This window comes from Prevotella merdae (assembly GCF_900290275.1).
Taxonomy (GTDB): Bacteria; Bacteroidota; Bacteroidia; order Bacteroidales; family Bacteroidaceae; genus Prevotella; species Prevotella merdae.
Map to the genome: position 1 here is coordinate 478,624 of NZ_LT985324.1, position 24,608 is coordinate 503,231.

The 24,608-nt window shown below is 45.0% G+C and carries 13 protein-coding genes and 2 pseudogenes; 11 read left to right on the forward strand and 4 right to left on the reverse strand.

Translation table 11 applies throughout. The annotated features are described in order from the left end of the window. Positions 1 to 45 precede the first annotated feature (45 nt). From C9991_RS08460 to ltrA, 3 genes and pseudogenes are all read left to right on the forward strand, one after another. On the forward strand, positions 46 to 3,396 hold the full coding sequence (locus C9991_RS08460) for an alpha-amylase family glycosyl hydrolase (protein WP_106812125.1): 3,351 nt from the start codon (positions 46 to 48) through the stop codon (positions 3,394 to 3,396). 209 nt (positions 3,397 to 3,605) lie between these two features. After that, a pseudogene (locus C9991_RS08465) lies at positions 3,606 to 5,061 on the forward strand (IS1182 family transposase). Positions 5,062 to 5,721: 660 nt separating this feature from the next. After that, positions 5,722 to 7,128 (forward strand): annotated as a pseudogene (gene ltrA, locus C9991_RS08470) (group II intron reverse transcriptase/maturase). A 129-nt stretch (positions 7,129 to 7,257) separates the two neighbouring features. Here ltrA and secA read toward each other — a convergent pair. The 3 genes from secA to C9991_RS08485 form a co-directional block, all read right to left on the reverse strand. Then, on the reverse strand, positions 7,258 to 10,644 hold the full coding sequence (gene secA / locus C9991_RS08475; RefSeq protein ID WP_106812126.1) for a preprotein translocase subunit SecA: 3,387 nt from the start codon (positions 10,642 to 10,644) through the stop codon (positions 7,258 to 7,260). 133 nt (positions 10,645 to 10,777) lie between these two features. Continuing rightward, entirely contained in the window at positions 10,778 to 12,139 is a 1,362-nt protein-coding gene (locus C9991_RS08480; RefSeq protein ID WP_106812127.1) for an alkaline phosphatase family protein, read from the reverse strand. A 31-nt stretch (positions 12,140 to 12,170) separates the two neighbouring features. Beyond that, positions 12,171 to 13,283 carry an Lnb N-terminal periplasmic domain-containing protein gene (locus C9991_RS08485; protein WP_232823286.1) on the reverse strand — a complete coding sequence of 371 codons (1,113 nt, stop codon included), beginning with the start codon at positions 13,281 to 13,283 and terminating at the stop codon, positions 12,171 to 12,173. Positions 13,284 to 13,527: 244 nt separating this feature from the next. Between C9991_RS08485 and bamG the strand changes: the two genes are divergently transcribed. The 4 genes from bamG (at position 13,528) to C9991_RS08505 (ending at position 19,102) form a co-directional block, all read left to right on the forward strand. Then, the gene (gene bamG, locus C9991_RS08490; RefSeq protein WP_106812129.1) at positions 13,528 to 14,814 is read left to right on the forward strand and encodes a BamG family beta-barrel-assembly machinery protein; all 1,287 of its coding nucleotides are present in this window, start codon (positions 13,528 to 13,530) and stop codon (positions 14,812 to 14,814) included. Positions 14,815 to 14,829: 15 nt separating this feature from the next. Further along, the gene (lptC, locus tag C9991_RS08495; RefSeq protein ID WP_106812130.1) at positions 14,830 to 15,477 is read left to right on the forward strand and encodes an LPS export ABC transporter periplasmic protein LptC; all 648 of its coding nucleotides are present in this window, start codon (positions 14,830 to 14,832) and stop codon (positions 15,475 to 15,477) included. 86 nt (positions 15,478 to 15,563) lie between these two features. Next, positions 15,564 to 16,832: a hemolysin family protein gene (locus C9991_RS08500; RefSeq protein ID WP_106812131.1), complete on the forward strand. Its 1,269-nt coding sequence runs from the start codon at positions 15,564 to 15,566 to the stop codon at positions 16,830 to 16,832. A 128-nt stretch (positions 16,833 to 16,960) separates the two neighbouring features. After that, positions 16,961 to 19,102, forward strand: coding sequence for a peptidylprolyl isomerase (locus C9991_RS08505; protein ID WP_106812132.1), 2,142 nt, complete (start codon positions 16,961 to 16,963; stop codon positions 19,100 to 19,102). A 480-nt stretch (positions 19,103 to 19,582) separates the two neighbouring features. Here C9991_RS08505 and C9991_RS08510 read toward each other — a convergent pair whose 3' ends face one another. Next, entirely contained in the window at positions 19,583 to 20,017 is a 435-nt protein-coding gene (locus C9991_RS08510) for a GNAT family N-acetyltransferase (RefSeq protein WP_106812133.1), read from the reverse strand. A 78-nt stretch (positions 20,018 to 20,095) separates the two neighbouring features. Here C9991_RS08510 and C9991_RS08515 point away from each other — a divergent pair, with 78 nt between their 5' ends. The 4 genes from C9991_RS08515 (at position 20,096) to C9991_RS08530 (ending at position 24,322) form a co-directional block, all read left to right on the forward strand. Continuing rightward, the gene (locus C9991_RS08515; protein WP_106812134.1) at positions 20,096 to 20,725 is read left to right on the forward strand and encodes an ATP-binding cassette domain-containing protein; all 630 of its coding nucleotides are present in this window, start codon (positions 20,096 to 20,098) and stop codon (positions 20,723 to 20,725) included. Positions 20,726 to 20,770: 45 nt separating this feature from the next. Further along, entirely contained in the window at positions 20,771 to 21,565 is a 795-nt protein-coding gene (locus tag C9991_RS08520; protein ID WP_198643769.1) for an ABC transporter permease, read from the forward strand. Beyond that, positions 21,549 to 22,373, forward strand: coding sequence for a DNA/RNA non-specific endonuclease (locus C9991_RS08525; protein ID WP_198643770.1), 825 nt, complete (start codon positions 21,549 to 21,551; stop codon positions 22,371 to 22,373). Before C9991_RS08520 ends, C9991_RS08525 begins: the two co-directional genes overlap by 17 nt. 197 nt (positions 22,374 to 22,570) lie before the next feature. Further along, positions 22,571 to 24,322 (forward strand): phospho-sugar mutase, encoded by a 1,752-nt coding sequence (locus tag C9991_RS08530; protein WP_106812136.1) that lies wholly within the window; start codon positions 22,571 to 22,573, stop codon positions 24,320 to 24,322. Positions 24,323 to 24,608 lie beyond the last annotated feature (286 nt).

The window sequence follows — 24,608 nt, forward strand, 5'->3', positions numbered from 1 at the left end:
CATAGATATTCATCACTAACTAAAAATTAATAACCAGTCAATCTTATGAAAAGATTTACTACAAGGCTATGGGCAGTCCTTATGCTCATGTTGGTCTCCTTGCAGACGATGGCTACCGATGTGTTTACATCGAATCGTACTGACTTCCGAGACGAAAGTATCTATTTCATGATCACCACCCGTTTTTACGATGGAGATCCTAAAAACAATGTGCTCTGCTGGGATAACCAGGAAGCACAGAAGAGTACCAAGGACCCTTGTTGGCGAGGTGACTTCCAGGGTGTCATCGACAAGCTCGACTACATCAAGGCGTTAGGTTTCACTGCCATCTGGATTACTCCTGTCGTACAGAATGCATCCGGTTATGACTACCACGGCTATCATGCTTCGGATTTCTCCAAGGTAGATTGCCGTTATCAGAGCGGTGACGGCAAAAAGAGCGGTGACGTGATGTTCCAGGAACTCATCGACAAGGCTCACGCCAAGGGTATCAAGATTATCCTCGATATCGTGCTCAACCACTCCGGTAACTTCGGTGAGGAGCATTTTTGCAAGGAGTTCGACCGCGATACACGTCTTCGTAACCAGGCAGACATCAATGCTTGTATGATTCCTAATTTGGAAACACTGGGTAGTGACTATCCAAGTCTTTTGCCTGCTGGTCAGTATCAGCGTCGTCTTGCCCTGATGAAGAATACCGATGGCAATAACCACGATATACATAACTATTGGCATCATTTCGGTAGCTTCAACTGGGACTTACCTAATCGTTGGTGGGCTCAGATTGCAGGTGACTGTGTGGACCTCAATACTGAAAATAATACTGTGGCTGAATATCTTGTCAACTGCTATGGCAATTTTATCAAGATGGGTGTCGATGGTTTCCGTATTGATACATCCGGTCACATCTCACGTCTTACCTTCTGCAAGCAGTTCATTCCTCAGTTTGCTGCCCTCGGTAAGAAGTACGAGGACAAGCGATTGAACAAGGCTCCATTCTTTATGTATGGTGAGGTTTGTTCCCGTTACAGTGGTGTGCAGTACCGTGGTCAGGACAACCTTTCACCTTTTTATTATACATGGCAGGCTCCACAGAACTTGATGGATCAGTTTGATGGCAACCAGTCATACTGGGACACTCAAGAGATCTATGACAGAGGTACAGGTTATGATGATAAGCTGATGCCTCTCTGCGAGAAGGATAATGCGAATTCTCCAGAAAGCAACAATACCTTTATGCTGAATGGCGCATGGCATGAGCCAGACTATTCTCAGTCAAGCGGTTTCAATGTGATCGACTTCCCATTGCACTACAACTTCGGTAATGCTGCCACCGCATACCGCTTGGCTAAGACTGGTGATATGAAATATAATGACGCTACCTATAATGTGGTATATGTAGACAGTCACGACTATGGTCCTGGGTCTGGGTCTCGTTTTGGCGGCTCAGACGCTCAGTGGGCAGAGAATCTCTCTCTGATGTTCACCTTCCGTGGAATCCCATGTCTCTATTATGGTTCTGAGGTAGGTTTCCGTCGCGATGTTGTGATTGACAGAGGTCCTAATGGTCCTCTTTCTGAAACCGGTCGTGCTTACTTCGGTGGTTATATCACAGGTGATGTAGAAGCATCAGACTTCGGTGAATACAAGGCTTCTGGTAATGTGGCTGCCTCATTGAATCATGATGTGGCTCAGCACCTCATCCGTCTGAACAAGATTCGTCAGGCTGTTCCTGCTCTCCGTAAGGGTCAGTGGACTGACGATGGCTGTACTCCTGCCAAGGGCGGTATCGCCTTCAAGCGTGCTTATAAGGACAGTTATGCACTCGTAGCCCTCAATGGTGGTGCTACTTTCACAGATTGCCCAGCTGGTACTTATACAGACTTGGTAACAGGCAAGACTTACACAGGTTCTACTATCACCGTTGATGCTCCTGCTACTCAGGGTCAGGTTCGCGTTCTCGTGAAGGATTGGAAGGGTGGCAAGATAGGTGAGGATGGTCCTTTCATCTATGATGAAACTCCTAAGTCTCTGGACGGTCAGACCTATGATGGTAATGAAGAGGCTGGTACAACTTGGGTTGACGAGGCTCCTCTTATGCCTGTAAGCGTTTCTCTTTCTCCAGCTGGCGGAAGTTTCCGCACCAATACGGTAACTGTTACCGCTGAGGTCTCAGAAGATGCTTTGTCTGGTTGGTATCAGATAGAGGGACAGGCCAAGGTAGATTTGACCCCTGGTAAGCCTGCTACCTTCACTATCGGTGAAGACATGAACTTCAAGGATACCAAGACAGTGACTTGGGGCGCTACAAGCTCTGAAGGCAAGGAGAAGACAGGTAAGGTCACTTATACCAAGGTAGATCCTAACGCAGCTATCACCGTATATGTAAAGGCAGACAAGGCTCCTTACATCCACGCTTGGACAACAGGTGTTGACGGTAAGAATTTGACAGGTGCATGGCCTGGTAAGGTAATGAAAGGTCCTGAGGAGATTGATGGTGCTAAATACTGGACTTATGATTTCGATGACGTAGAGAGTTTCAATGTCATCTTGAATAATGGTAGCGGTGCACAGTCTGGTGATATCACTGGTATCACAGGCGATATCTACTTGGAGTATGATGGTGGTAAAAGTGCCAAGAAAATTGACGCTCCTGTCAATGCTGCAGCCAAGGTTACTTTGAGTCCTAATGGTGGTGACTTCGAGAAGACTATCTCCGTAACAGCAACCCTCAGCAGCAATGCTAAGAGCGGTTGGTATAAGATTGGTAATGGCGAGCAGGTAGCTCTTACTCCTGGTAAGGCTTCTACATTCACTCTCGGTGCTGATATGATGGAAGGCGAGAGCAAGACTGTAACTTGGAGCGCAACTAATGCTGACAATGAAACCAAGACTGGTTCTGCAACCTTCAACAAGATTAAAGAGGTAGTTATTCCTACTCCAACAGGTATCTTCGCTTACTTCCTTGCTCCTTCAGACTGGAGTCAGGTAGACTGCTGGGCTTGGAATGATTCAGAAAACTTTACTGGTGGTAACTGGCCAGGTGTAGCATGTACCAAGACCGGCATGAAGAAGAAAGGTTTGGATGTCTGGATGTGGAAGTATGATGGCGATTTGACAACTGCTCCTACCATGATTATCTTCAGCAACGGCAGTGGTCAGCAGACAAAGGATTTGAAATTCGAAAACGGTGCAGTTTATAACCTTGCCGGTAAGACCAATGAGAGTGTCTCAACAGGTATCAACCAGACTGTAGCAGCTCAGAAGGCAGGCGCAGTGAAGATTTACACCCTCTCAGGTGTGAAGGTGGCAGAGGTAAGCAACGCTCAGGATGCTGAGTACATCTTGGCTCCAGGTGCTTATATCTGCAACGGTAAGAAGTTTGTGATTAAGTAACTTTTGATGATTGCAAATTGTCAATATAAATGTAAGTTTAGTTAATTAGGTTTTATTAAGTGCTATTATTAAAAAGGGGATTGCTGTGATGCGAGGGCACTGAAAAACCTCTCAAATTCTTTTATGTCTAAAAATAATGCTCATATGTAGGTCGTTTTACTTGCATATGTGCATTATTTTTTGTACCTTTATAGCATATTTAGAGAGATATGCTAGCACAACAAGAAACATTCCAGTTTACCGATTATTCCGGTCTATATGACAAGGTCGTTCCCAAGAAGCACTTGCTTCGCCAAATTAATGACCTTGTAGACTTTTCTTTTGTTTACAAAGAACTTGTTTCAAAATACTGCAAGGATAATGGCAGAAAAGCCGAAAGCCCAATCAGACTTTTTAAGTATCTATTTCTGAAAGTTATCTACGACTCTTCTGACGTAGATGTTGTTGAACGTTCCATGTACGACATGTCCTTCAAGTACTTTTTAGGCATGTCTCCAGAAGAGGGCGTAATCAATCCTAGCACGCTCACTAAGTTCAGAAAACTTCGACTTAAGGATATCGACTTGCTTGATATGCTTATTTCAAAGACCGTTTCCATTGCTATAGAGAAAGGGATAATCAAGTCCAATACTATCATTGTTGACGCTACTCACTCAGGCTCTCGTTCGAATCCCTATACTCCTATACAGATATTGAAACTTCGCTCAAAACAATTACGTAAGTCCTTGTATGAAAATGACGAATCCATAAAGGATATTCTTCCTGCAAAGAACGAAGATGACAGTTTGGAGCATGAGTTGGCATATACGAAGGCGCTTGTTGATAAAGTATCAGAGGATAAACTCTTGGTAAATATCCCCATGATTCAAGAACGTCTCAACATGCTGATGGAGACCCTTGAGGACATACAAGATCGCTATACCACGTCTAAGGATAAGGATGCCAGAATTGGCCATAAATCAGCCGAAAATCAGTTCTTCGGCTACAAGAGCCATATTGCCATCACTCCAGAGCGGCTGATTGTAGCAGCCACGGTCACTTCTGGAGAAAAAGGCGATGGCAAACAACTACCCGACCTGATAGACAAAGCCAAAGAAAATGGCATAGAGGTAGATGCCGTTGTTGGAGATGCAGCCTATTCAGGAGATAGCAATCTGAAAAAAGCAAAGAATGAAGATATAAAGATCGTAGCCAGGCTTAGTCCCTGCATAAGCCAGGGATTTAGATCAGAATCAGATAAATGGGATTACAACAAGGACGCAGGCATGTTTGTATGCTCAGCAGGTCACATGGCTACAAGAAAAGCAAGGAAAGAAGAATGTACAAGGCAACCAAGTATATACCTATTATTTTGATGTAGAGAAATGCAAGGCATGTGCCTTAAGAGAAGGATGCTACAAGGCTGGTGCGAAATCTAAAACATATAGCGTAACTATTAAGACAGCCACCCAGCAAGCTCAACTGGCATTCCAACAAACAGAGGAGTTTAAGAAAGCTTACAGAGAACGCTACAAGATAGAGGCAAAGAATGCTGAGTTAAAGAACGTCTTTGGATATGACAGGGCAGAATCCTACGGAATAGATGCCATGCGTATGCAAGGAGCAGTAACTATGTTTGCAGCTAACGTAAAACGTATCATTAAAATCATGAATGGAGGCAAATAAGGCGGAAATGCCTTAAAAAAACTCGGAATGCGGTCAAATGGGGTCATATATAGGTCTGTGAGGCATTATTGGGCGAGTTCTTCAAGTATTTCTGAAAATTCCTAATAAAAGCGGGGTCGCAACACAATGGTGTCGCGGCCCCGCTATTCTTGTTGTTAGGCTTGGATTTTGAGAGGTTTTTCAGTGCTCTCCTGTGATGCAGTCCTCTTTTTTGTTGTACGCTCGGCATGAGCATTGTCTAACGGGTGGAAGTCCCGAGCAAGCCCTAATAGCGGGAATTGCATAGTCAAAGGGAAGGGTGTTCATCGCAAGGTGAAATCTGAAGGAAGCTGGCGGCAAACATCTGACCTAACGAACAGGAACTTCATATAAGGCATTTAACCATGGATAAGATTGCAAAGCAAATAAAAGTCCCATAGCTATTCGGAACGGTCGGTGGAGTTTCCTTGAGCTTGCGAAAAAATGAAGTGGGTATAAGATGGAAAGACAATGCCCTTATCCGAGGAGGTCTCACGGACGCTTCAAATAGTTTTTTTTACGAAAGAAGCGGAGTAAAGCTTGCCGTGAGAAGTCAGCAGACGCCATAGTAGTGCAATACTCGATAACGCTGCACGAAGGGCAGAACCTAACAATTAAACGATACTAATTGAAACATACCTCATGAAGGAAAGAATGCAGAAAACGTTATCCCAAGTTAATGGCTGCCCCCAAAGAGATAGGTCGGAAACCGAATGGTATGGGGGAGTGCAGACCTTTATGTGGATGTGTGAAGACAACATCGTGGAAGTACCATTCGACAAGGAACACCTTTTCGAGCAAATCCTTAGTCCTGCAAATCTCAACCGAGCCTACAAGGCGGTTATGAGAAATAGAGGCTGTGGTGGTATAGACAAGATGTCATGCGAGCAGTTACTCCCATGGCTATTGACCAACAAGGATGAACTCATTCGTTCCTTGATGGACGGTTCTTACCGTCCGAACCCAGTGAAAAGGGTAGAAATACCCAAAGACAATGGCAAGATGCGCCTGTTGGGAATACCTACAGTAGTAGACCGTTTGGTGCAACAAGCCATAAACCAAGTATTGACTCCCATCTATGAGACCCAATTCTCCAAGACGAGCTACGGCTTCCGTCCGAGAAGAGGATGCCATGACGCACTACGGGGAGCGCAAAGGATAATCAACGAAGGCTACAAATATGTAGTAGACCTTGACCTTGAACGCTTCTTCGATACAGTGAACCATAGCAAACTCATAGAAATCCTCAGCCGTACCATTAAAGACGGCAGAGTGGTCAGTCTTATACACAAATATCTCCGAAGTGGTGTAATGAACAAAGGCTTGTTCGAAGCGAGCGAAGAGGGAACTCCCCAAGGAGGACCGCTAAGTCCGATGTTGAGTAACATCATGCTCAATGAATTGGACAAGGAACTCGAACGCAGAGGGCTTCCCTTTGTGCGCTATGCCGACGACTCGATGATATTCTGTAAGTCCAAAATGGCTGCAATGCGAGTAAAGGCGAGTATAACCCGATTTATAGAGAATACTCTATAGCTCAAAGTCTACAAGGAGAAGACTATAGTGTCGTATGTGCGAGGAGTAAAATACCTCGGCTACTCCTTTTATGTGATGAAAGGCAAATGCCAACTCACGGTACATCCAAAGTCCAAAGCCAAGATGAAATCAAGGTTGAAAGAACTGACAAGTCGCAATAATGGATGGGGATATGCCAAGAGAAAGCAAAAGCTGAAAGAATACATAAGAGGGTGGGTAGGTTATTATCATCTTGCCAATATGAAACGTCTTTTACTTGAAACAGACGAATGGTTAAGACGTAGAATACGCATGTGTATATGGAAATCTTGGAAGAGAGTCAAGACAAAAGTGGCAAACCTCATTAGATGCGGTATCAATAAATACCAAGCATACGAATGGGGTAACACTCGCAAGGGCTATTGGCGAATAGCTGACGGCCCTGTTCTAAAAAGGGCGATAGATAACAATAAACTACGCTCCGCAGGGTATGCTACTTTAATGGAGGCGTATCTCGAATGGTATCCAAAATAGGAACCGCCGTATGCGGAACCGCACGTACGGTGGTGTGAGAGGTCGGAAAACGAAAGTAGGAAGAAAACTGCTTCGTTTTCCTCCTACTCGATTATCATTGTACGCTAACTATAGTTAGCTGTCTTTATTTTACTCAAGTCCCTTTCCGTGGCAGTTCTTAAACTTCTTGCCGCTACCACATGGACAAGGATCATTACGTCCTGGCATCTTGTCCTTTACAAGTGGAGTGTGGTTCTCTTCAATCTCGCGAGTATCCTGATTAGCAGCTTCCTGCTGTGCGATATCGTCGAGGTCAACCTTCTCCTCTGTATAGTTCTGACGCTGTGTTGGCTGTTCAGGAGCAGCTTCCTGAACTTCCTCCTGACGCTGCATTTCTGGTATCTGACCACGTGTAAGAATGCTTGAGATACGGTTGTTCATATCATTAACCATTGAGTCAAACAGTTTTGCACTCTCAAGCTTGAAGATAAGCAATGGGTCCTTCTGCTCGTATGATGCATTCTGTACGCTATGACGAAGTTCGTCAAGCTGTCGCAGATTCTCCTTCCAGCAGTCGTCAATGATATGAAGCATGATAACACGCTCAAATTGCTTAACAACGTCCTTGCCTTCTGTGCGGTAAGCCTCCTTAAGGTTGCAAGGAATATTGTATACACGCTTGCCGTCTGTGATAGGAACCATAATGCGCTCGTAGATAGCGCCCTGATTTTCCTCCACCTCTTTTATTATAGGCCATGCAACACTCTCTATGCGGTCTGTCTTGCGCTTGAATGTAGCCATTGCGCTTTGGAACGAACGCTCCTCAAGGTCTTCTCTCTTAATGTTGTCAAAGTCCTCTTCTGAGAATGGGCATTCCATAGCAAGAACCTTCAAGAACTGCTCGCGGCAACCTTCGTAGTCGTTAGACTCGATGATGTTTACAACGCGGTCCCAGATAACGTTAGTGATATCCATACCGATACGCTCGCCCATAAGAGCATGGCGACGCTTCTCGTAGATAACGGTACGCTGTTTGTTCATTACGTCGTCATACTCGAGCAAGTGCTTACGTATACCGAAGTTGTTCTCCTCAACCTTCTTCTGAGCGCGTTCAATGCTCTTAGAGATCATTGGGTTTTCAATACGGTCACCCTCCTGGAAGCCAAGACGGTCCATAAGGCTTGCTATACGCTCTGAAGCGAACAGACGCATAAGCTTGTCCTCAAGCGATACATAGAATACAGAGCTACCTGGGTCGCCTTGACGTCCTGCACGTCCACGAAGCTGACGGTCTACACGGCGGCTCTCATGACGTTCTGTACCGATAATGGCAAGTCCGCCTGCAGCCTTAACCTCAGGTGTAAGCTTGATATCGGTACCACGACCAGCCATGTTGGTAGCGATAGTAACAGCACCGAGCAGACGTTCTTCTTTGTGCTTGTTGCCATCCTCGTCAACGATTTCTACAACACCCATTGTGCTGCGACCTGCCTCAGCCACGATGTCAGCCTCCTTCTTGTGCAACTTGGCGTTAAGAACCTGATGAGGAATCTTGCGCATGTTGAGCATCTTAGAGATAAGCTCAGATATTTCTACCGATGTAGTACCAACAAGAACAGGGCGTCCGTTGTTACGCATCTCTACAATTTCGTCGATAACTGCAGCATACTTCTCACGTGCTGTCTTGTATACACGGTCGTCAAGGTCCTTACGAAGGATAGGACGGTTTGTAGGAATCTCAACAACGTCGAGCTTGTAGATATCCCAGAACTCACCTGCCTCTGTAGATGCAGTACCAGTCATACCCGAGAGTTTATGGTACATACGGAAGTAGTTCTGCAAGGTAATGGTTGCGAATGTCTGTGTGGCAGCCTCTACTTTAACATGCTCCTTGGCTTCAACAGCCTGGTGCAAGCCGTCGCTCCAACGACGTCCTTCCATGATACGTCCAGTCTGCTCGTCCACAATCTTAACCTCACCATCCATAACAACATACTCGTCGTCCTTATTGAACATGGTGTAAGCCTTTAGCAACTGCTGTAGGGTGTGAACACGCTCCGACTGTACTGCATAATGGTTTAGCAAGTCGTCCTTCTTGTCAAGACGCTGCTGTTCGTCAAGTCCCTTTTCGTTCTCAAGAGCCGACAATTCAGATGTGATGTCAGGCAATACGAATAGTTCCTTGTCATTTACCTGATTTGCAAGCCATTCTGTACCCTTGTCTGTAAGGTCACAGCTGTTAAGCTTCTCGTCAACAACAAAGTAAAGAGGTTCTACAGCCTCCGGCATACGGCGGTTGTTGTTCTCCATATAATACTCCTCTGTCTTGAGCATACCAGCCTTGATACCCTCCTCAGAGAGATATTTGATAAGTGGCTTGTTCTTAGGCAGAGCTTTGTGCGAGCGGTATAGTGCGAGGAAGCCTTCCTCGAGTTTCTTCTGGTCGTTTGCTTTCTGTCCCTCAGATATAAGCTGCTTAGCCTCTGCAAGATACTGTGTTGCAAGCTTGCGCTGTACGTCAACAAGACGCTCTACCAATGGCTGATACTCCTCAAACATCTGATCATCGCCCTTAGCGATAGGACCTGATATGATAAGCGGTGTACGTGCGTCGTCAATGAGTACCGAGTCAACCTCATCGACAATGGCATAGTTGTGCTTGCGCTGTACAAGGTCGGCTGGTGATAGAGCCATATTGTCACGCAGATAATCGAAACCAAACTCGTTGTTTGTACCGAAGGTGATGTCTGCCATATATGCCTTGCGGCGCTCTGGAGAGTTTGGACGATGCTTGTCGATACAGTCTACCGAAAGACCGTTGAACATATAAAGCGGGCCCATCCATTCAGAGTCACGTTTAGCAAGGTAGTCGTTCACAGTTACCACGTGTACACCATTGCCGGTAAGTGCGTTAAGGAATACAGGCAAGGTAGATACAAGCGTCTTACCCTCACCAGTTGCCATCTCTGCAATCTTACCCTGGTGCAAAACGATACCGCCAAACAACTGTACATCGTAGTGAACCATTTCCCACTTCAGGTCGTTGCCGCCTGCTGTCCAGTGGTTATGGTAGATAGCCTTGTCGCCATCAATAGTGATAAAGTCGTTCTTTGGATTAGCTGCAAGCTCGCGGTCAAATTCGGTAGCAGTTACAACAGTCTCCTCGTTCTCGGCAAAGCGGCGTGCTGTATCCTTTACGATAGAGAAGGCAACAGGCATAACCTCGTCAAGAGCCTTCTCGTAGATGTCGAGCACCTCTTTCTCGAGCTTGTCGATAGCGTTGAAGATGCTTTCGCGCTCGTCGATAGGAGTTTCTTCAATCTTTGCCTTCAGCTCGGCAATCTTTTCCTTTTGCTCTTTAGCCGAGTCCTGTACATACTGTTGCAGTTGCTTTGTGCGTGCACGCAATTCGTCGTTGCTCAGCTTCTGAATCTCAGGATAAGCCTCCTTAACCTTGTTTACGAGGGGTTGTATGAGCTTCATGTCCTTTGATGACTTGTTGCCAAACAATGACTGTAATAATTTGTTGAAATTCATTGTATATTTTGTTTTATTATATGCTTGTTATTAAATATGGGTGTAAAATTACTAAAAAAAATCCAAATAGCACCATTCTGGAGCCTGTAAACGGTATATTAAGTGTGTTTACCGTTGTTACAGGACCAAAATACTATTGCAGAGGTGCTGAAGAACAAGCATTTGGTGCACGTATACGTATGGCTTTAGCAATAGTCGGAGCAATGCGGTCGACTGTTGCCGGGGTTGTTATACGTTCAGCCTTTACTCCTGCTCCATACAATACGATAGGGAAGGGAATAAATGCTGCACGTGAAAAGTAATTTTCGTGACTGTCTTCGTTTATTATTTGCCAACCTGGAGCGGTTTCTATGATAAGGTCGCCGCTAACAGCTGGGTTGTATGGACTTGTTGTTACGTTGCGCACGCCTGCTGTTAGTCCGAGTAGCTCTTTCGAGCGTGTTATTACATCCGTAAAACTGATATGGCGTTGCTCTATAAGCTTGCGGTCAAGATAAATTTGGTTGTGGAAACAGGTTTCCACATATTTAGCTTGTCCGTATATAGCACCGAGGTACATGTTAAGCAGATTGGCGGTGCGGTTGATGTAGAATGTGCCCGACGGTATGCGGAATCGCTGATAGTCAACCTGTTGTTCGTCTGTATAGCCTGTACTTGTAAGTACAAACATCACCTTATCGCTGCCTACATTCTCCTCAATACGCTTTATTAGAGATGCAAGTGTGCGGTCAAGCTTTACATATATAATCTCCATTTCCGACTGCCATACGGTGGCATCGGTACCTTTGGCCGATAATGTTACCGACAACATATCCGTAATGTTGTCGCGTCCCATACCCATTTGTTTAACGCAGGCTATAGACATATCGGCAACAGCATCATTGTCGCCCGTAGTTCCCCTGGTGCTTGCGTTGTTGTATGTTCTTACAAGAGCCTGTGCTCCCTTTGAGTAGTAATTGGATGTTGTCCAAAGATTGGTCTTGTCGTTAACCCAAAATGCTCCATCAGCAGCATGACCTGCCGACAGTACCGCAGCATCCTTCTCTTGCGCCACAGAGTATACAATAGCTGCTCCTTTGGTAGATATCTTTAGCTCGTCACCTACAGTTGAGGTGGCAATCTTCTGTGGAGACACACCATATGTATTGTCGTCTGTACAGAATACAGGGCGCAATGTAGTGCGGTCGAGCCATTGTGTGGCTACAATATTATTATAATGTGGGGTGGTGCCAGTAGCTATCGAGGCTATGGCAGATGCACGGTCAACAGGCGCAAACGGATAGCTTGCGGCCTCGTACACTCTGCCTTTTTGCAAAAGACGCTTGAAACCTTCTTCGCCGTACAGAGGAGCAAAATGCTCAATATAGTCGGTGCGCAATTGGTCTACAGCTATATTCACGACAAGTCGTGGAGCTGGTTGTAGGCTTTGCGCCGACATCTCGGTCATATTGCCGAGCAGTGTCAGCAGGATTATGGTTGATAAGTATCTGTTCATTCTTTATTGTTGTATTTCGTAAATATGTATACTACTTGCCATATCTTAATAGCAAAGATAATGCCACAAACATCAAACCCTCGGCATAGTCTTGGAAAAATCCGCCTATGAAGAAGATTAACAGGCATGTGCACCATGTCTTAATCCACCAATTTCGCTTGCCTTTTCGTATAGACTTTATTGTGGGAACAATCGCGAATAGCGATAGTGGATTAAGCATAAGTATCTGCAAATTGAGGCTCACTGTAGGGTGTTGCGAGAAAACCATTGCCAAGAGAATGAGTCCGCATAAGCCAGTGGATAGTAGCAGTATGAGGTCTAACCACCAGTAATTAGACTTGCGCAAGGTTTCTATTACCGTAAGAATCACCACAGTCAATGCTATTGTCAGCATACATGCAAATGGAGACAATGGAAACGAGTCGTTGCCCACATCACTTGTTCGTGGCAATACCCATGTGTCTGATGTCACCAAGGGTCGGTTTGTATTATTGTTTCCCTTTATCTCGGCTTTGGCAAAGTCGTTTGCCAGATGTTCGGGCAAGAACTGTTGTTCTTCGCGAGTGGTAGGCTGGTCTGCCTTAATGCCAAGAAGAAGGTCGTTGCCGAATCGTGCCCAACGATGAGTCTCGTTATATTCGTGAATCATCTGTCTGAACGTGCGGCTACTGTCTATCTTGTTGTGGTATGTCACTTTGCCTTTGATGTGACTTAGTATTATGTCGCGGGCACGTGTTGTGCAGTTGTCGTAGAAGTAGTTGTATCTGTATACGCGGTTCAGCGGCTCATAATTGGTGTATATGGCATCAGCGATAGCCTTCTTCTCCTCATTGGTTAGGTTTAGCACTTGCTGGCGTATGCCACAGCCCGAGGCTGCATAGGTTGACACAAAGTCGCTGAAGTATTCCATACCCATCTCGTAGTCGGTCAGTCCGAATACAAAGCGCAATACAAAGAAAGGTTTACCAAACGAGAACATGCCATAGTTTACAGCAAGGTCGGTTCCGTGTGCACGGTCGTTGTATCTTATTGCAGTATGTCCATATAGGCTGTACACGTATGGTCGAGGACCGCACGTGAGCAAACTAACCTCGACAGAATCGAGATATGAGTCGGCCTTTTGTGTCTGGCTAAGTGCTGGCAAATTATTTGTTAATAACAAAAAAAATACCAGTATAGTATGTATTATTTCCCTTTTAAATCGTTTCATGATGCAAAAATAACTTTAATTTCTCAGTTAGCGTGCCTTTATTTCGTTTTTTTTCAATAATTTTGCAACCAATTGTTCCGATAGGAGTAAATATGGAGCATAATGCCACCTATTATATATAATGTGTATGTAGATTGGCATAGAAAGACATACATCAAAAAAACAAGATTTAGAGAACATGAAGAAAATACTCATTACCGCTTCCATGATTGCCACATCACTTGCTGTTCTGGCTCAAAGTGGAACAAACTCTCCTTACAGCCAGTATGGCTTAGGCACTCTTGGCGAACAGGCAGGAGGTTTTAATCGTGGAATGAATGGTTTGGGATTGGGCTTCCATGAGCACAACCAAATTAATAGTCTTAACCCTGCATCGTATGCCTCTATCGACTCGCTGTCGTTTATTTTTGACGCTGGAATCTCTGGACAGATAACCAACTATAAGGAGGGTGATGTTAAGGTTAACGCTCAAAACGGCAATTTCGAATATGTGGTTGCCGGATTCCGTTTGGCAAAGCACCTTGGTGTAAGCTTTGGTATCTTGCCATACACCAATGTGGGTTATAATTACTCTAACACACAAAAGATAGGAAGCTCTATAGGTTCAAGTTCTTCAACAACCTATTCTAACACATATACTGGAACAGGAGGTTTGCATCAAGTATACTTGGGCTTTGGCTGGATGCCAATAAATGGTTTGGCTATTGGTGTCAATGGCTCTTATCTGTGGGGCAACTACACACGTTCTATCGTAAACTCGTACAGCGACAATTATGTCAATACGCTTTCGCGATATTACACAGCGTCTGTCAATAACTACAAACTCGACTTCGGTGTGCAGTACACCCACAAGCTTACAAAGAAAGACGAACTTACACTTGGCCTTACATACAGCTTGGGTCACAAACTTGGTTCTACGCCACAGTGCAAGGAGATATCAAACAACTCGCAGACAGGCGTTGCCGATACCACCATACATAAGGGTACATCCGATTTGGCAATACCTACTGTTTATGGTGTAGGTCTTATGTGGAATCACTCTGGATCGCTGAAGGTAGGCTTAGACTATACTTTACAAAAGTGGTCGTCGGTAGATAGTCCTCAATATCAGGGCATGTCCGAGCATGGTCTTGCATATAAGGACCGTCACAAGTTTACCTTGGGTGGCGAGATTTGTCCACAAGAGAACAGCCGTAAGTTCTTTAGCCGTGTGCATTACCGCATAGGCGCGTCGTACGCTACCGACTATCTTAAGATAAACGGACAGAACGGACCAAAGGAGTATAGCGTTAGTGCAGGCTTTGGCATTCCTATCGTTAATGGTTACAACAACCGCTCGCTTCTTAACATCTCCGCTCAATGGGTGCGTCAGGATTGCAAGACATTCGTTACCGAGAATTCGTTCCGCATCAATATTGGCTTGACCTTCAACGAGCGTTGGTTTGCCAAGTGGAAGATGGAGTAAATAAACAAGTAGATAATGGCTTTGAAATACAGCAAGTACATATTGTTATGGATTGTAGGCATTGTGCTTATGGCCTCGTGCGAGGAACAGAAAGAGCATACTGCCCCGGCTGTGCACGACCGCGACTCTGCTTCTATGATGATTAGTTACGGAGTAAATACCTTGATTTCTGATTCGGGAGTGATAAAATATCGCATCGTTTCTGAAAGATGGGAGGTCAATACTGTGCGCAATCCGTCGCGTTGGATATTCGAGAAAGGACTGTTCTTTGAGCAGTTCGACGAGAAGTTTCATGTGCAGTCGTATATACAATGTGATACTGCCTACTATTACGACCAGAAGAGATTGTGGGAGTTGCGAAGCCGTGTAAGCATACTTACCAAGGACGGTTTACGTTTTACAAGTCAGCAGTTGTTTTGGGACGAGTCCAACCATGAGCTCTATTCTTTTGTACCTTCCAAGCTTGTAACACCCGACCGAACGCTTGAGGGAACTTACTTCCGCAGCGATGAGCGTATGACAAAATACACGGTATCCAATAGTAAAGGCTCGTTTGAAAAAGCCGATATCGCAGGTAGTGGCGACACTATAGCCAGCGCACCAGATACGGTTAAGGCTGCTGTACGTCCGCAGGTTCGTCCTACAAGAAAGATTCAACGATAAATAATAAATATTAAGACAATAGCACAGGGCAGAACGTAAGAATTCGGCCGTGTGCTTTGTTTGGTTATTAATCAATCAAATATAAAGTGGAAACAGAGATACCTCTATTAATCTGTATAGCCATAACAATGGTTCTGTCGGGATTCTTTTCGGGCATGGAGATAGCATTCGTGTCAAGCAACCGTATGCTTGCCGAGATGGATCGTGAGGACAGTGGACTGTCAGGCAAAATAATATCGGTGTTTTACAGCCATCCTAATGGCTTTGTCAGTACAATGCTTGTTGGCAACAACATAGTGCTTGTAGTGTACGGTATATTGTTTGCCCAGTTGTTCGACAATACACTCTTCAGTTCTTTGGACGAAGGTGCCAGGGTTACAGCCGACACATTGTTGTCTACGCTTGTGATACTGTTCACAGGGGAGTTCTTGCCTAAGATTCTGTTCAAGAACAATGCCAACCGACTACTTTCTGTATTTGCGGTTCCTGCATACATTTTCTATATATTATTGTGGCCAATAAGCCGTTTCTCAACATTCCTCTCCAAGTGTCTGCTTTATGTCGTAGGCATAAAGATGACGGCAGAGAATGATGATGAGGGATTCTCAAAGGTCGATCTCGACTATCTTGTGCAGTCGAGCATAGACAATGCGCAGAGCGAAGATGACATCAACGACGAGGTAAAGATATTCCAGAATGCGCTCGATTTCTCCGATTGTAAAGTGCGCGACTGTATGGTGCCTCGTACAGAGATTAATGCAGTCGACCTAAACGAATGTAACATACAGGAGTTGATGCAGAAGTTTATAGAGAGTGGCAACTCAAAGATTATAGTCTACGAGGACGATATCGACCATATTGTTGGCTATATACACAGTTCGGAGATGTTCCGCAATAAGGACAAGTGGCGCGAGCATGTATGCAAGATGCCGTTTGTGCCAGAGACAATGGCAGCACAGAAACTTATGCACATCTTCCTTCAGCAGAAGAAGAGCCTGGGTGTTGTGGTCGACGAGTTTGGCGGTACAAGTGGTATTGTTTCGCTCGAGGATATAGTAGAGGAGATATTTGGAGATATTGAGGACGAGCACGATAGCGACAAATATATTGCCAAGCAAGTGGGCGATCACGAGTACTTGCTTTCAGCCCGTCTTGAGATAGACAAGGTGAATGATCTCTTTGCTATCGGACTGCCCGAGAGCGACGAATACATGACTGTAGGAGGATACATCTTGCATGAATATCAGAACTTCCCGAAACTTAACGAAGTTATCACAATAGGTCATTTCGAGTTCCGTATAATGAAGAGCACAATGACAAAAATAGAGTTGGTAAGACTAAAAGTTAATCCGTAAAGGCAGATTTTCGATTAAATGTGCTAAAGTTTAGTAATAAATTAGTATTTTTGTACGCATTTTGTGTAACATGGCACAATCTATAGCTATTGATAATAAAAATAACAAATAAAAACAATTAAAAAATAATGGCAGCATTAGGAAAAATCAGAAGCAAAGGCGTCTTGCTGATATGCATCATCAGCTTGGGTCTTTTTGCGTTCATCGCCGAAGAGGCGTTCCGTTCATGCGAGTCGTCAAGCAATGATGCGCGACAGCAGGTCGGAGAAGTTTTAGGTGAGAAAATCAACGTTACAGAGTTCCAGAAGCTCGTTGACGAGTACACCGAGGTAATTAAGATGCAGCAGGGTCAGGACAACCTTAATGAAGACCAGCTCAATCAGGTTAAGGACATGGTTTGGAACACATATGTTCAGACCAAGCTTATCGAGAACGAGACCAAGAAGCTAGGTCTTACCGTTACAGATGCCGAGTTGCAGAATGTTCTGACAGAGGGTACCAACCCTATGCTTATGCAGACTCCGTTCGTCAACCAGCAGACTGGTCGCTTTGACGTTAATGCTCTTAAGAAGTTCCTTGCCGAGTATAAGGCTCAGGGACAGGCTAATCCGCAGCTCGCAAAGCAGTATGACACTATCTACAAGTATTGGACATTCATCGAGAAGACTCTTCGTCAGCAGCTTCTCGCACAGAAGTATCAGGGCTTGTTCGCTCATTGCTTCTTGAGCAACAAGGTAGAGGCTCAGATGGCTTTCAACGATCAGAACCAGGAGAGCCAGATACAGCTTGCCGCTCTTTCTTACTCAAGCATCGACGACAACAAGGTTCAGATTTCTGACGCCGACCTTAAGGCTAAGTATGACGAGGTTAAGGGTCGCTTCAAGCAGTATGTAGAGAGCCGCGACATCAAGTATGTTGATGTTCAGGTTAAGGCTTCGGCTGCCGACCGTGCAGCTTTGCAGAAGGAGTTTGCTGGCTATAGCCAGGCTCTTGCTTCGGCTACAGATGCCTCGGACGTTGTACGCAAGAGCACCTCATTGGTTAACTATCTTGGTGTTCCTGTTTCAAAGGATGCTTATCCTTACGATATTGCACAGCGCCTCGACTCAATGGCAGTTGGCTCTACAAGCAAGGTATTTGAGAACAACTCTGACAATACTCTTAACGTTATCAAGCTTGTGTCTAAGCAGTTGCTCCCTGATTCGGTACAGTATCGTCAGATTCAGGTTGCTGGTGCTACAGCAGAGGAGAGCGCTAAGCGTGCCGATTCTATCTACAATGCACTTAAGGCTGGTGCCGATTTCGAGGTAATTGCCAAGAAGTATGGTCAGACTGGCGAGAAGACATGGCTTACAACACGTCAGTATCAGAGCGCCCCGTCGCTCGACCATAATACTAAGGATTATATCATGTCACTCAACACAATGTCGGTTAACGAGCTTAAGAACGTGGCTCTCTCGCAGGGCAACCTCATCGTTCAGGTTGTAGACCGCAAGGGCATGATCAACAAGTATGTTGCAGCCGTTGTAAAGAAGAATGTAACCTTCAGCAAGGACACTTACTCGGCTGCTTACAACAAGTTCAGCTCGTTTGTAAGCGCTAACCTTACTGCCGACGCTATAGTTAAGAACGCTGCCAAGGCAGGTTTCAACGTACAGGAGCGTAAGGATGTTACTACAGCCGAGCACAATCTTGCTGGTATCCGCAGCACACGCGACGCTATGCGTTGGTTGTTTGATGCTAAGAAGGGTGATGTTTCTCCTCTCTACGAGTGTGGCGACAACGACCATCTCTTGGTTGTAGTTCTCGATAATATTAATAATGTAGGCTATCGCTCACTTGATGATGCTCAGGTTAAGGAGTATGTTAAGGGCGAGGTATTGAAGGATAAGAAGGCAGAGATGCTTATGGCTAAGCTCAATGGCGTTAAGTCAGTTGCAGCTGCCAAGGCTAAGGGTGCTAATGTTTCAACTGTTAATCAGGTAACATTCGCTGCTCCTGTATTTGTTCCTGCTACTGGCGCAAGCGAGCCTGCATTGAGTGGTGCTGTTGCAGCTACTGCTAAGGGTAAGTTCTGCAAGCTTCCAGTTAAGGGTAACGCAGGTGTTTATGTGTTTGAGGTTACAAACAAGACACAGCGTCCTGGCAAGTTTGATGCAGCTACCGAGATGCAGAAGCTTCGCCAGAAAGAGATGCAGATGGCTAGCAACTTCATGAACGAGCTTTACATCAAGGCTAAGGTTGTTGACAACCGCTACCTCTTCTTCTAAGATTATTAAATTAACAACATAAAAAAGAGTCTGAAAACGCAATTGTTTTCAGACTCTTTTTTTGTTTATACGGAATTTGGAGTGATGGCAGATATTGTCTTGTTATAGTTCCCACAGAACGCACGGAATGCACAGAAGCCTACGGGGTTATTTTTTTCGAATCCACAGAGCGTATAGACGCGACGCGTCATACGACAGACGGCACAGAAATGAAAACTTGTGTCGGATGAGCCTTTTTTATCGCTCACACAGAACATAGGGTGATGTATGATCAATTGCTGTTTACTGTGGATGGTTTGGGGGCGATGGTGCATATTTGACAGTAAGCAAAAACTCGTTTGATAGCAAGCAAATGTACATTTGATAGCAAGCATAGAAGCATTTGATAGCATGCAAAGAACGAATTTGTATGTTATCTGCGTTGTGTTATGTCGTTTGCTAAGTGGCAGTAATATAAGTCCTGGCAATATCAGCCTTAGTTTAAACCTGTATCTTGTATACATTGGTTTCCCGTTTCTCGAATCCAACAGATTGGTATAGCTTGTTTGCAGCCACACGCATAGGGCGTGATGTCAGCATAAGCGAGCATGGACTGTATTTCTTAGTATATTCTACCACATGGTTGACAAGCTTCTTGCCAATGTGCTTGCCTCTGAAGTTGTTGTCCACGACAACATCTTCCACCCAGGCTTTTGTTCCCGTAGGTATTACATACGCGGCAAGAGTGGCCATGCCCACCATCTGGTTGCCAATGTAGGCAAGGAACAGGTGGGTGCGGTCCGACTCAACTATGGCCTGCAACAGCGCTTCGTTCATCTCTTTAGGCAACGATGTCAGTTGACCAAGCAGGTTGTTGATACCGTCGATATATTCGGTTCTAACCTCTTTAGCCTCTATAAAAATCAAATCTTCCATATTTTTTATTAATTGATAATTGCAAAGATACCAAATTTAGTATACCTTTGCAAGTATAATAAGGCAAATAAAGAAGAAATGATAATAGAGTTGTATAAGGCGGGTATGGAAGACTGTCGGACAAAAATGTTTGACAACTTGTCGTTTGTGTCTGCTCCCGGCGACGTTGTTGCTATAACAGGAGGTACTTTACGTGGCAAGTCGGCGCTTCTGCTATCCATTCTTGGTATGAAGCGATTAGCGTCTGGGTGGGCGAGTGTAGACGGCGAACCTGTGCATCCAGCTACATCTGCCTATTACCGACATTTTATGTCGTGGGTTCCGCAGTCGTTCAGCTTTGGCGCCAGTACTGTAAGGGATATTGCCAATTCAATGTTTCGGCTCAAGATAAACAAAGGCGAGGCATATTCGGACAATGATGTGATAGCAGAGTTTAACAGCCTTGGGCTTTCGGGTGAGCTGATGAGCCAGCGCTTTTCCAGTCTCGACAATTCGCAAGCCCAGCGTGTGCTTTTGGCACTTGCAGGTGTAAGCAGCCGTCCGGTATTGTTGCTCGACCAGCCAACTTTCTTTCAAGGTGAGACCGAGCGTGGTATGATAGCAGCTTATCTAAGGCAACCCCAATTTGCCGACACCTCAATAGTGGTAACCACCGACGATCCCTTGTTGTTACAGGTAGCCAATAAGGTGGTGCCTTTGAATGAGTAATTAATACAGAAATAGTTTATGATATCAATGTTAGGAATAGGCCTTATGGCCATATTTATTATACTTCCCTTGCTCGTTGCAAGCATGTTTCGCATAGACGCAGTTAAGACCGTTTTTGCGGCATTAGTCAAGATGCTTTTGCGTGTGGGTGTGTTAGGCGCGGCTGTCTACTATCTTGTAGCAACCGACAGCGTATGGTTCGATGTGGCTTTTGGCTTAGCCTTTGTAGTCTATTCAATTATAACGGTTGTTGTGCAAGCCAAGTTGTCTGTGCGTATGTACCTGCTTCCGGTATGTGCCGGAATGCTTGTGGCCCTGTTGGTTACGGGCAGTTTGCTGCTGCTTCTTAACAATTCGGTAGACAAAGGCTTCGGTTCTCATTTCCTTCTGCCTGTTATAGCCTTGCTTGCAGGCAGCATTGTAGAGCCAATGTCGCGTTCGCTTTCAGTGTATTATATGGGTTTGCGCCATCACAATCATCTCTACTACTATCTTATAGGCAATGGAGCAACGCGTACAGAGGCGCTCAACTATCTCATGAAGCGAGCCATAGAGAAGTCTTTAGTGCCAGGTATGCGCCAGATGTCGAGCCTTGTTGTGGGATGTTCGCCAGTAGTAATGTGGACAATGATAATGTGTGGCGTTGAGGTATTGGATGCCGCCTTCTTCCAGTTGCTCATTGTGCTTGCCGTGTTTGCGGCCTCAGTACTGTCGGTATTTGTGGCTGTATGGACAGCACGCCGCTATGTTGTGGATGGATATGCAAGAATAAAATCAGAGGCAGTTGAAATAGATAAAGTTTCTGAGCAAAATATAGTAAACAATGAACAGAATATTTAAGTTATTAGTAGTGTGCTGTCTTGGCAGCCTGTTGGGTTCGTGCGATGTTGTAGTAAAGCGCATGGACGCCAAGGTTGCTGAAACCAAGCAAGAAGTAACCCAATCGGCACCTGAGACATACGAGAGTATTGAATTGCCAGCCCCGCTAACGTCTGTGCCCGAACAGATACTTGTACGCAAAGGCTATACCGTGTCTTACAACAAGGATAGACGTGTGCCCAATTGGGTGGCATGGCATCTTACGGCAGCACATCTAAAGGGTAGTGTAAAGCGCAGCGATGCCTCGTTCCACGAAGACGAGGAAGTGCCTATGCCACGTGCCATTGACTCTGATTATGTACGCTCTGGATACGACCGTGGACATATGTGTCCAGCTGGTGACAACAAATGGAGCGCAAAGGCTATGGACGAATCATTCCTCTTTACAAATGTTTGTCCTCAAGCTCCACAACTTAATCGTGGCGACTGGAACGAGATGGAACAGGCTTGCCGCAAATGGGCAAAGGAGAATGGCGACATATATATAGTGTGCGGTCCAATATTCTATAAGAAGCGTGCCAAGACAATAGGCAAGAACAAGGTGGCTGTGCCAGACGCATTCTTCAAGGTGGTGCTAACGATGAAAGGCAATCCTAAAGCCATAGGTTTTATATACAAGAATGGGGATGGCAACCGTCCTAAGGGCGACTATGCCAACTCTGTTGACGAGGTGGAGCGCATAACAGGCATCGACTTCTTCCCGTCGCTTCTAGATAAGATAGAAAAGCAGGTAGAGGCTCAATGCAATCCTGATGACTGGAATATTTAAAGGAATATAGGAGGAAGCAAGGTATATAATGAGATATTAGGGATATATAAAGATAGGATAGGGATGGCGTGCCAATTCATTTGTTAAATAAGATTAATAATATATTGGCTTAGCCGTTATCTATAAATAGAAATTGTATCTTTGTATAATACTAAAAACGAATACAAATATTAACGTTAACATATATTTAAATTATTATGGATAATAATAAAGAACTGATTGCTCAGTGTGAGGAAAGAGCAAAGCTGTGGCTCACACCGGCATTTGATGAAGAAACACGTAAGGAAGTTCAGGCTATGCTTGACAACGAAGATAAGTCGGCACTTATCGACGCTTTCTATCAGAACTTGGAATTCGGTACAGGTGGTCTGCGTGGTATTATGGGCGCAGGTACAAACCGTATGAATAAATATATCGTTGGTATGGCTACTCAGGGCTTTGCCAACTACATCCTTAAGGCTTTCCCAGGCGAGGAGAATCTGTCGGTAGTTGTAGGTCACGACTGCCGCAACAACTCACGTCTTTTTGCTGAGACTGTAGCTGCTATCTTCTCGGCTAATGGCATCAAGGCTTATCTCTTCGAGAGCTTGCGTCCTACACCAGAGATTTCTTTTGCTATCCGTCAGCTTGGCGCAAAGGCTGGTGTAAACGTTACCGCTTCGCACAACCCTAAGGAATATAACGGTTACAAGGCTTACTGGAGCGATGGTGCACAGGTTCTTGCTCCGCACGATACTGGTATCATCGAGGAGGTGAATAAGGTTACTATAGACCAGGTTAAGTTTGAGGCCAACTGGGATAAGATTCAGATTATCGGTGGCGAAATGGACTACGACTATATGACAGCTGTTCACTCTGCTATGATTGACCAGGACGTTATCAACCGTCAGAAGGATCTTAACATCGTTTACTCTGCTATGCATGGTACAGGTCGTGTTATCGTTCCTCTATGCTTGCGTTCTTGGGGCTTCCAGAACATCAATGTAGTTCCTGAGCAGATGGTAGTAGATGGCAACTTCCCAACAGTTGTTTCGCCTAACCCAGAGAATGCAGAGGCTATGACTCTTGGTATGAAGCTTGGTACTAAGCTTAATGCCGACCTCGTTGTAGCAACCGACCCTGATGCAGACCGTCTTGCTATTGTTTGCCGCGACGATAAGGGCGAGTGGATGATTATCAATGGTAACCAGACTTGTATGATGTTCTGCTACTACATCATCGAGAACAAGAAGAAGCTTGGCTTGTTGAAGCCAACCGACTTCCTTGTTAAGACTATTGTTACCACAGAGGTTATAGCCAAGATTGCAGAGAAGAACAATGTAGAGCTTCGCGACTGCTATACTGGTTTCAAGTGGATTGCTCGCGAGATTGCTATTTCTGAGGGCAAGCAGCAGTATATCGGCGGTGGCGAGGAGAGCTTCGGGTTTTTGCCCTACGATAAGGTACGCGATAAGGACGCTCCTGCTTCTATCTGCTTGATTTGCGAGATTGCAGCTTGGGCTAAGGACCAGGGCAAGACTCTCTACGATCTCTTGATGCAGATTTATGCTGAGTATGGCTTCAGCAAGGAGTTTACTGTAAACGTTGTTCGCCCAGGTAAGACTGGTGCTGATGAAATCAAGCAGATGATGGCCAACTTCCGCTCTAATCCTCCTAAGGAGCTTGGTGGCAGCCAGATTTGCTTGTGGAAGGACTATCAGGCACTTACAGCTACTAAGGAAGACGGCAACGTTGAGAAGCTTGACATGCCTGCTACAAGCAACGTGCTACAGTGGTTCTGCACAGACGGAACTAAGGTTAGCGTTCGTCCTTCAGGTACAGAGCCTAAGATTAAGTTCTATATCGAGGTTAAGGATTCTTCGTTCAAGTGTGCTGGCTGCTACGAGCGTTGCAACAAGGCTGCTGAGGAGAAGATCGAGGCAATCAAGAAGAGTCTTGGACTCAACTAAATAATGTGTTGATATTTTTTAATTAAAATTATATAGTAGGAAAGTCCGCTTAAAAGTTTGGTTTAACATTCATTCTTTTAAGTGGATTTTCTTATGTTTATCATCGTCTAACAGCGCCGTCGTTTGTATGGGCGCCATTAAACTGTTGTATAAATAATGGAATCTATAGGTTATTATATCTTTTGCATCATTGCAGCCGTTGTTTGCTTCTTGCTTATAAAGAAGCTAACTGGTTGTATGATAAAAATGTTGGTTGCGTTTATAGCCGCCGCTATTATCGCTGCAA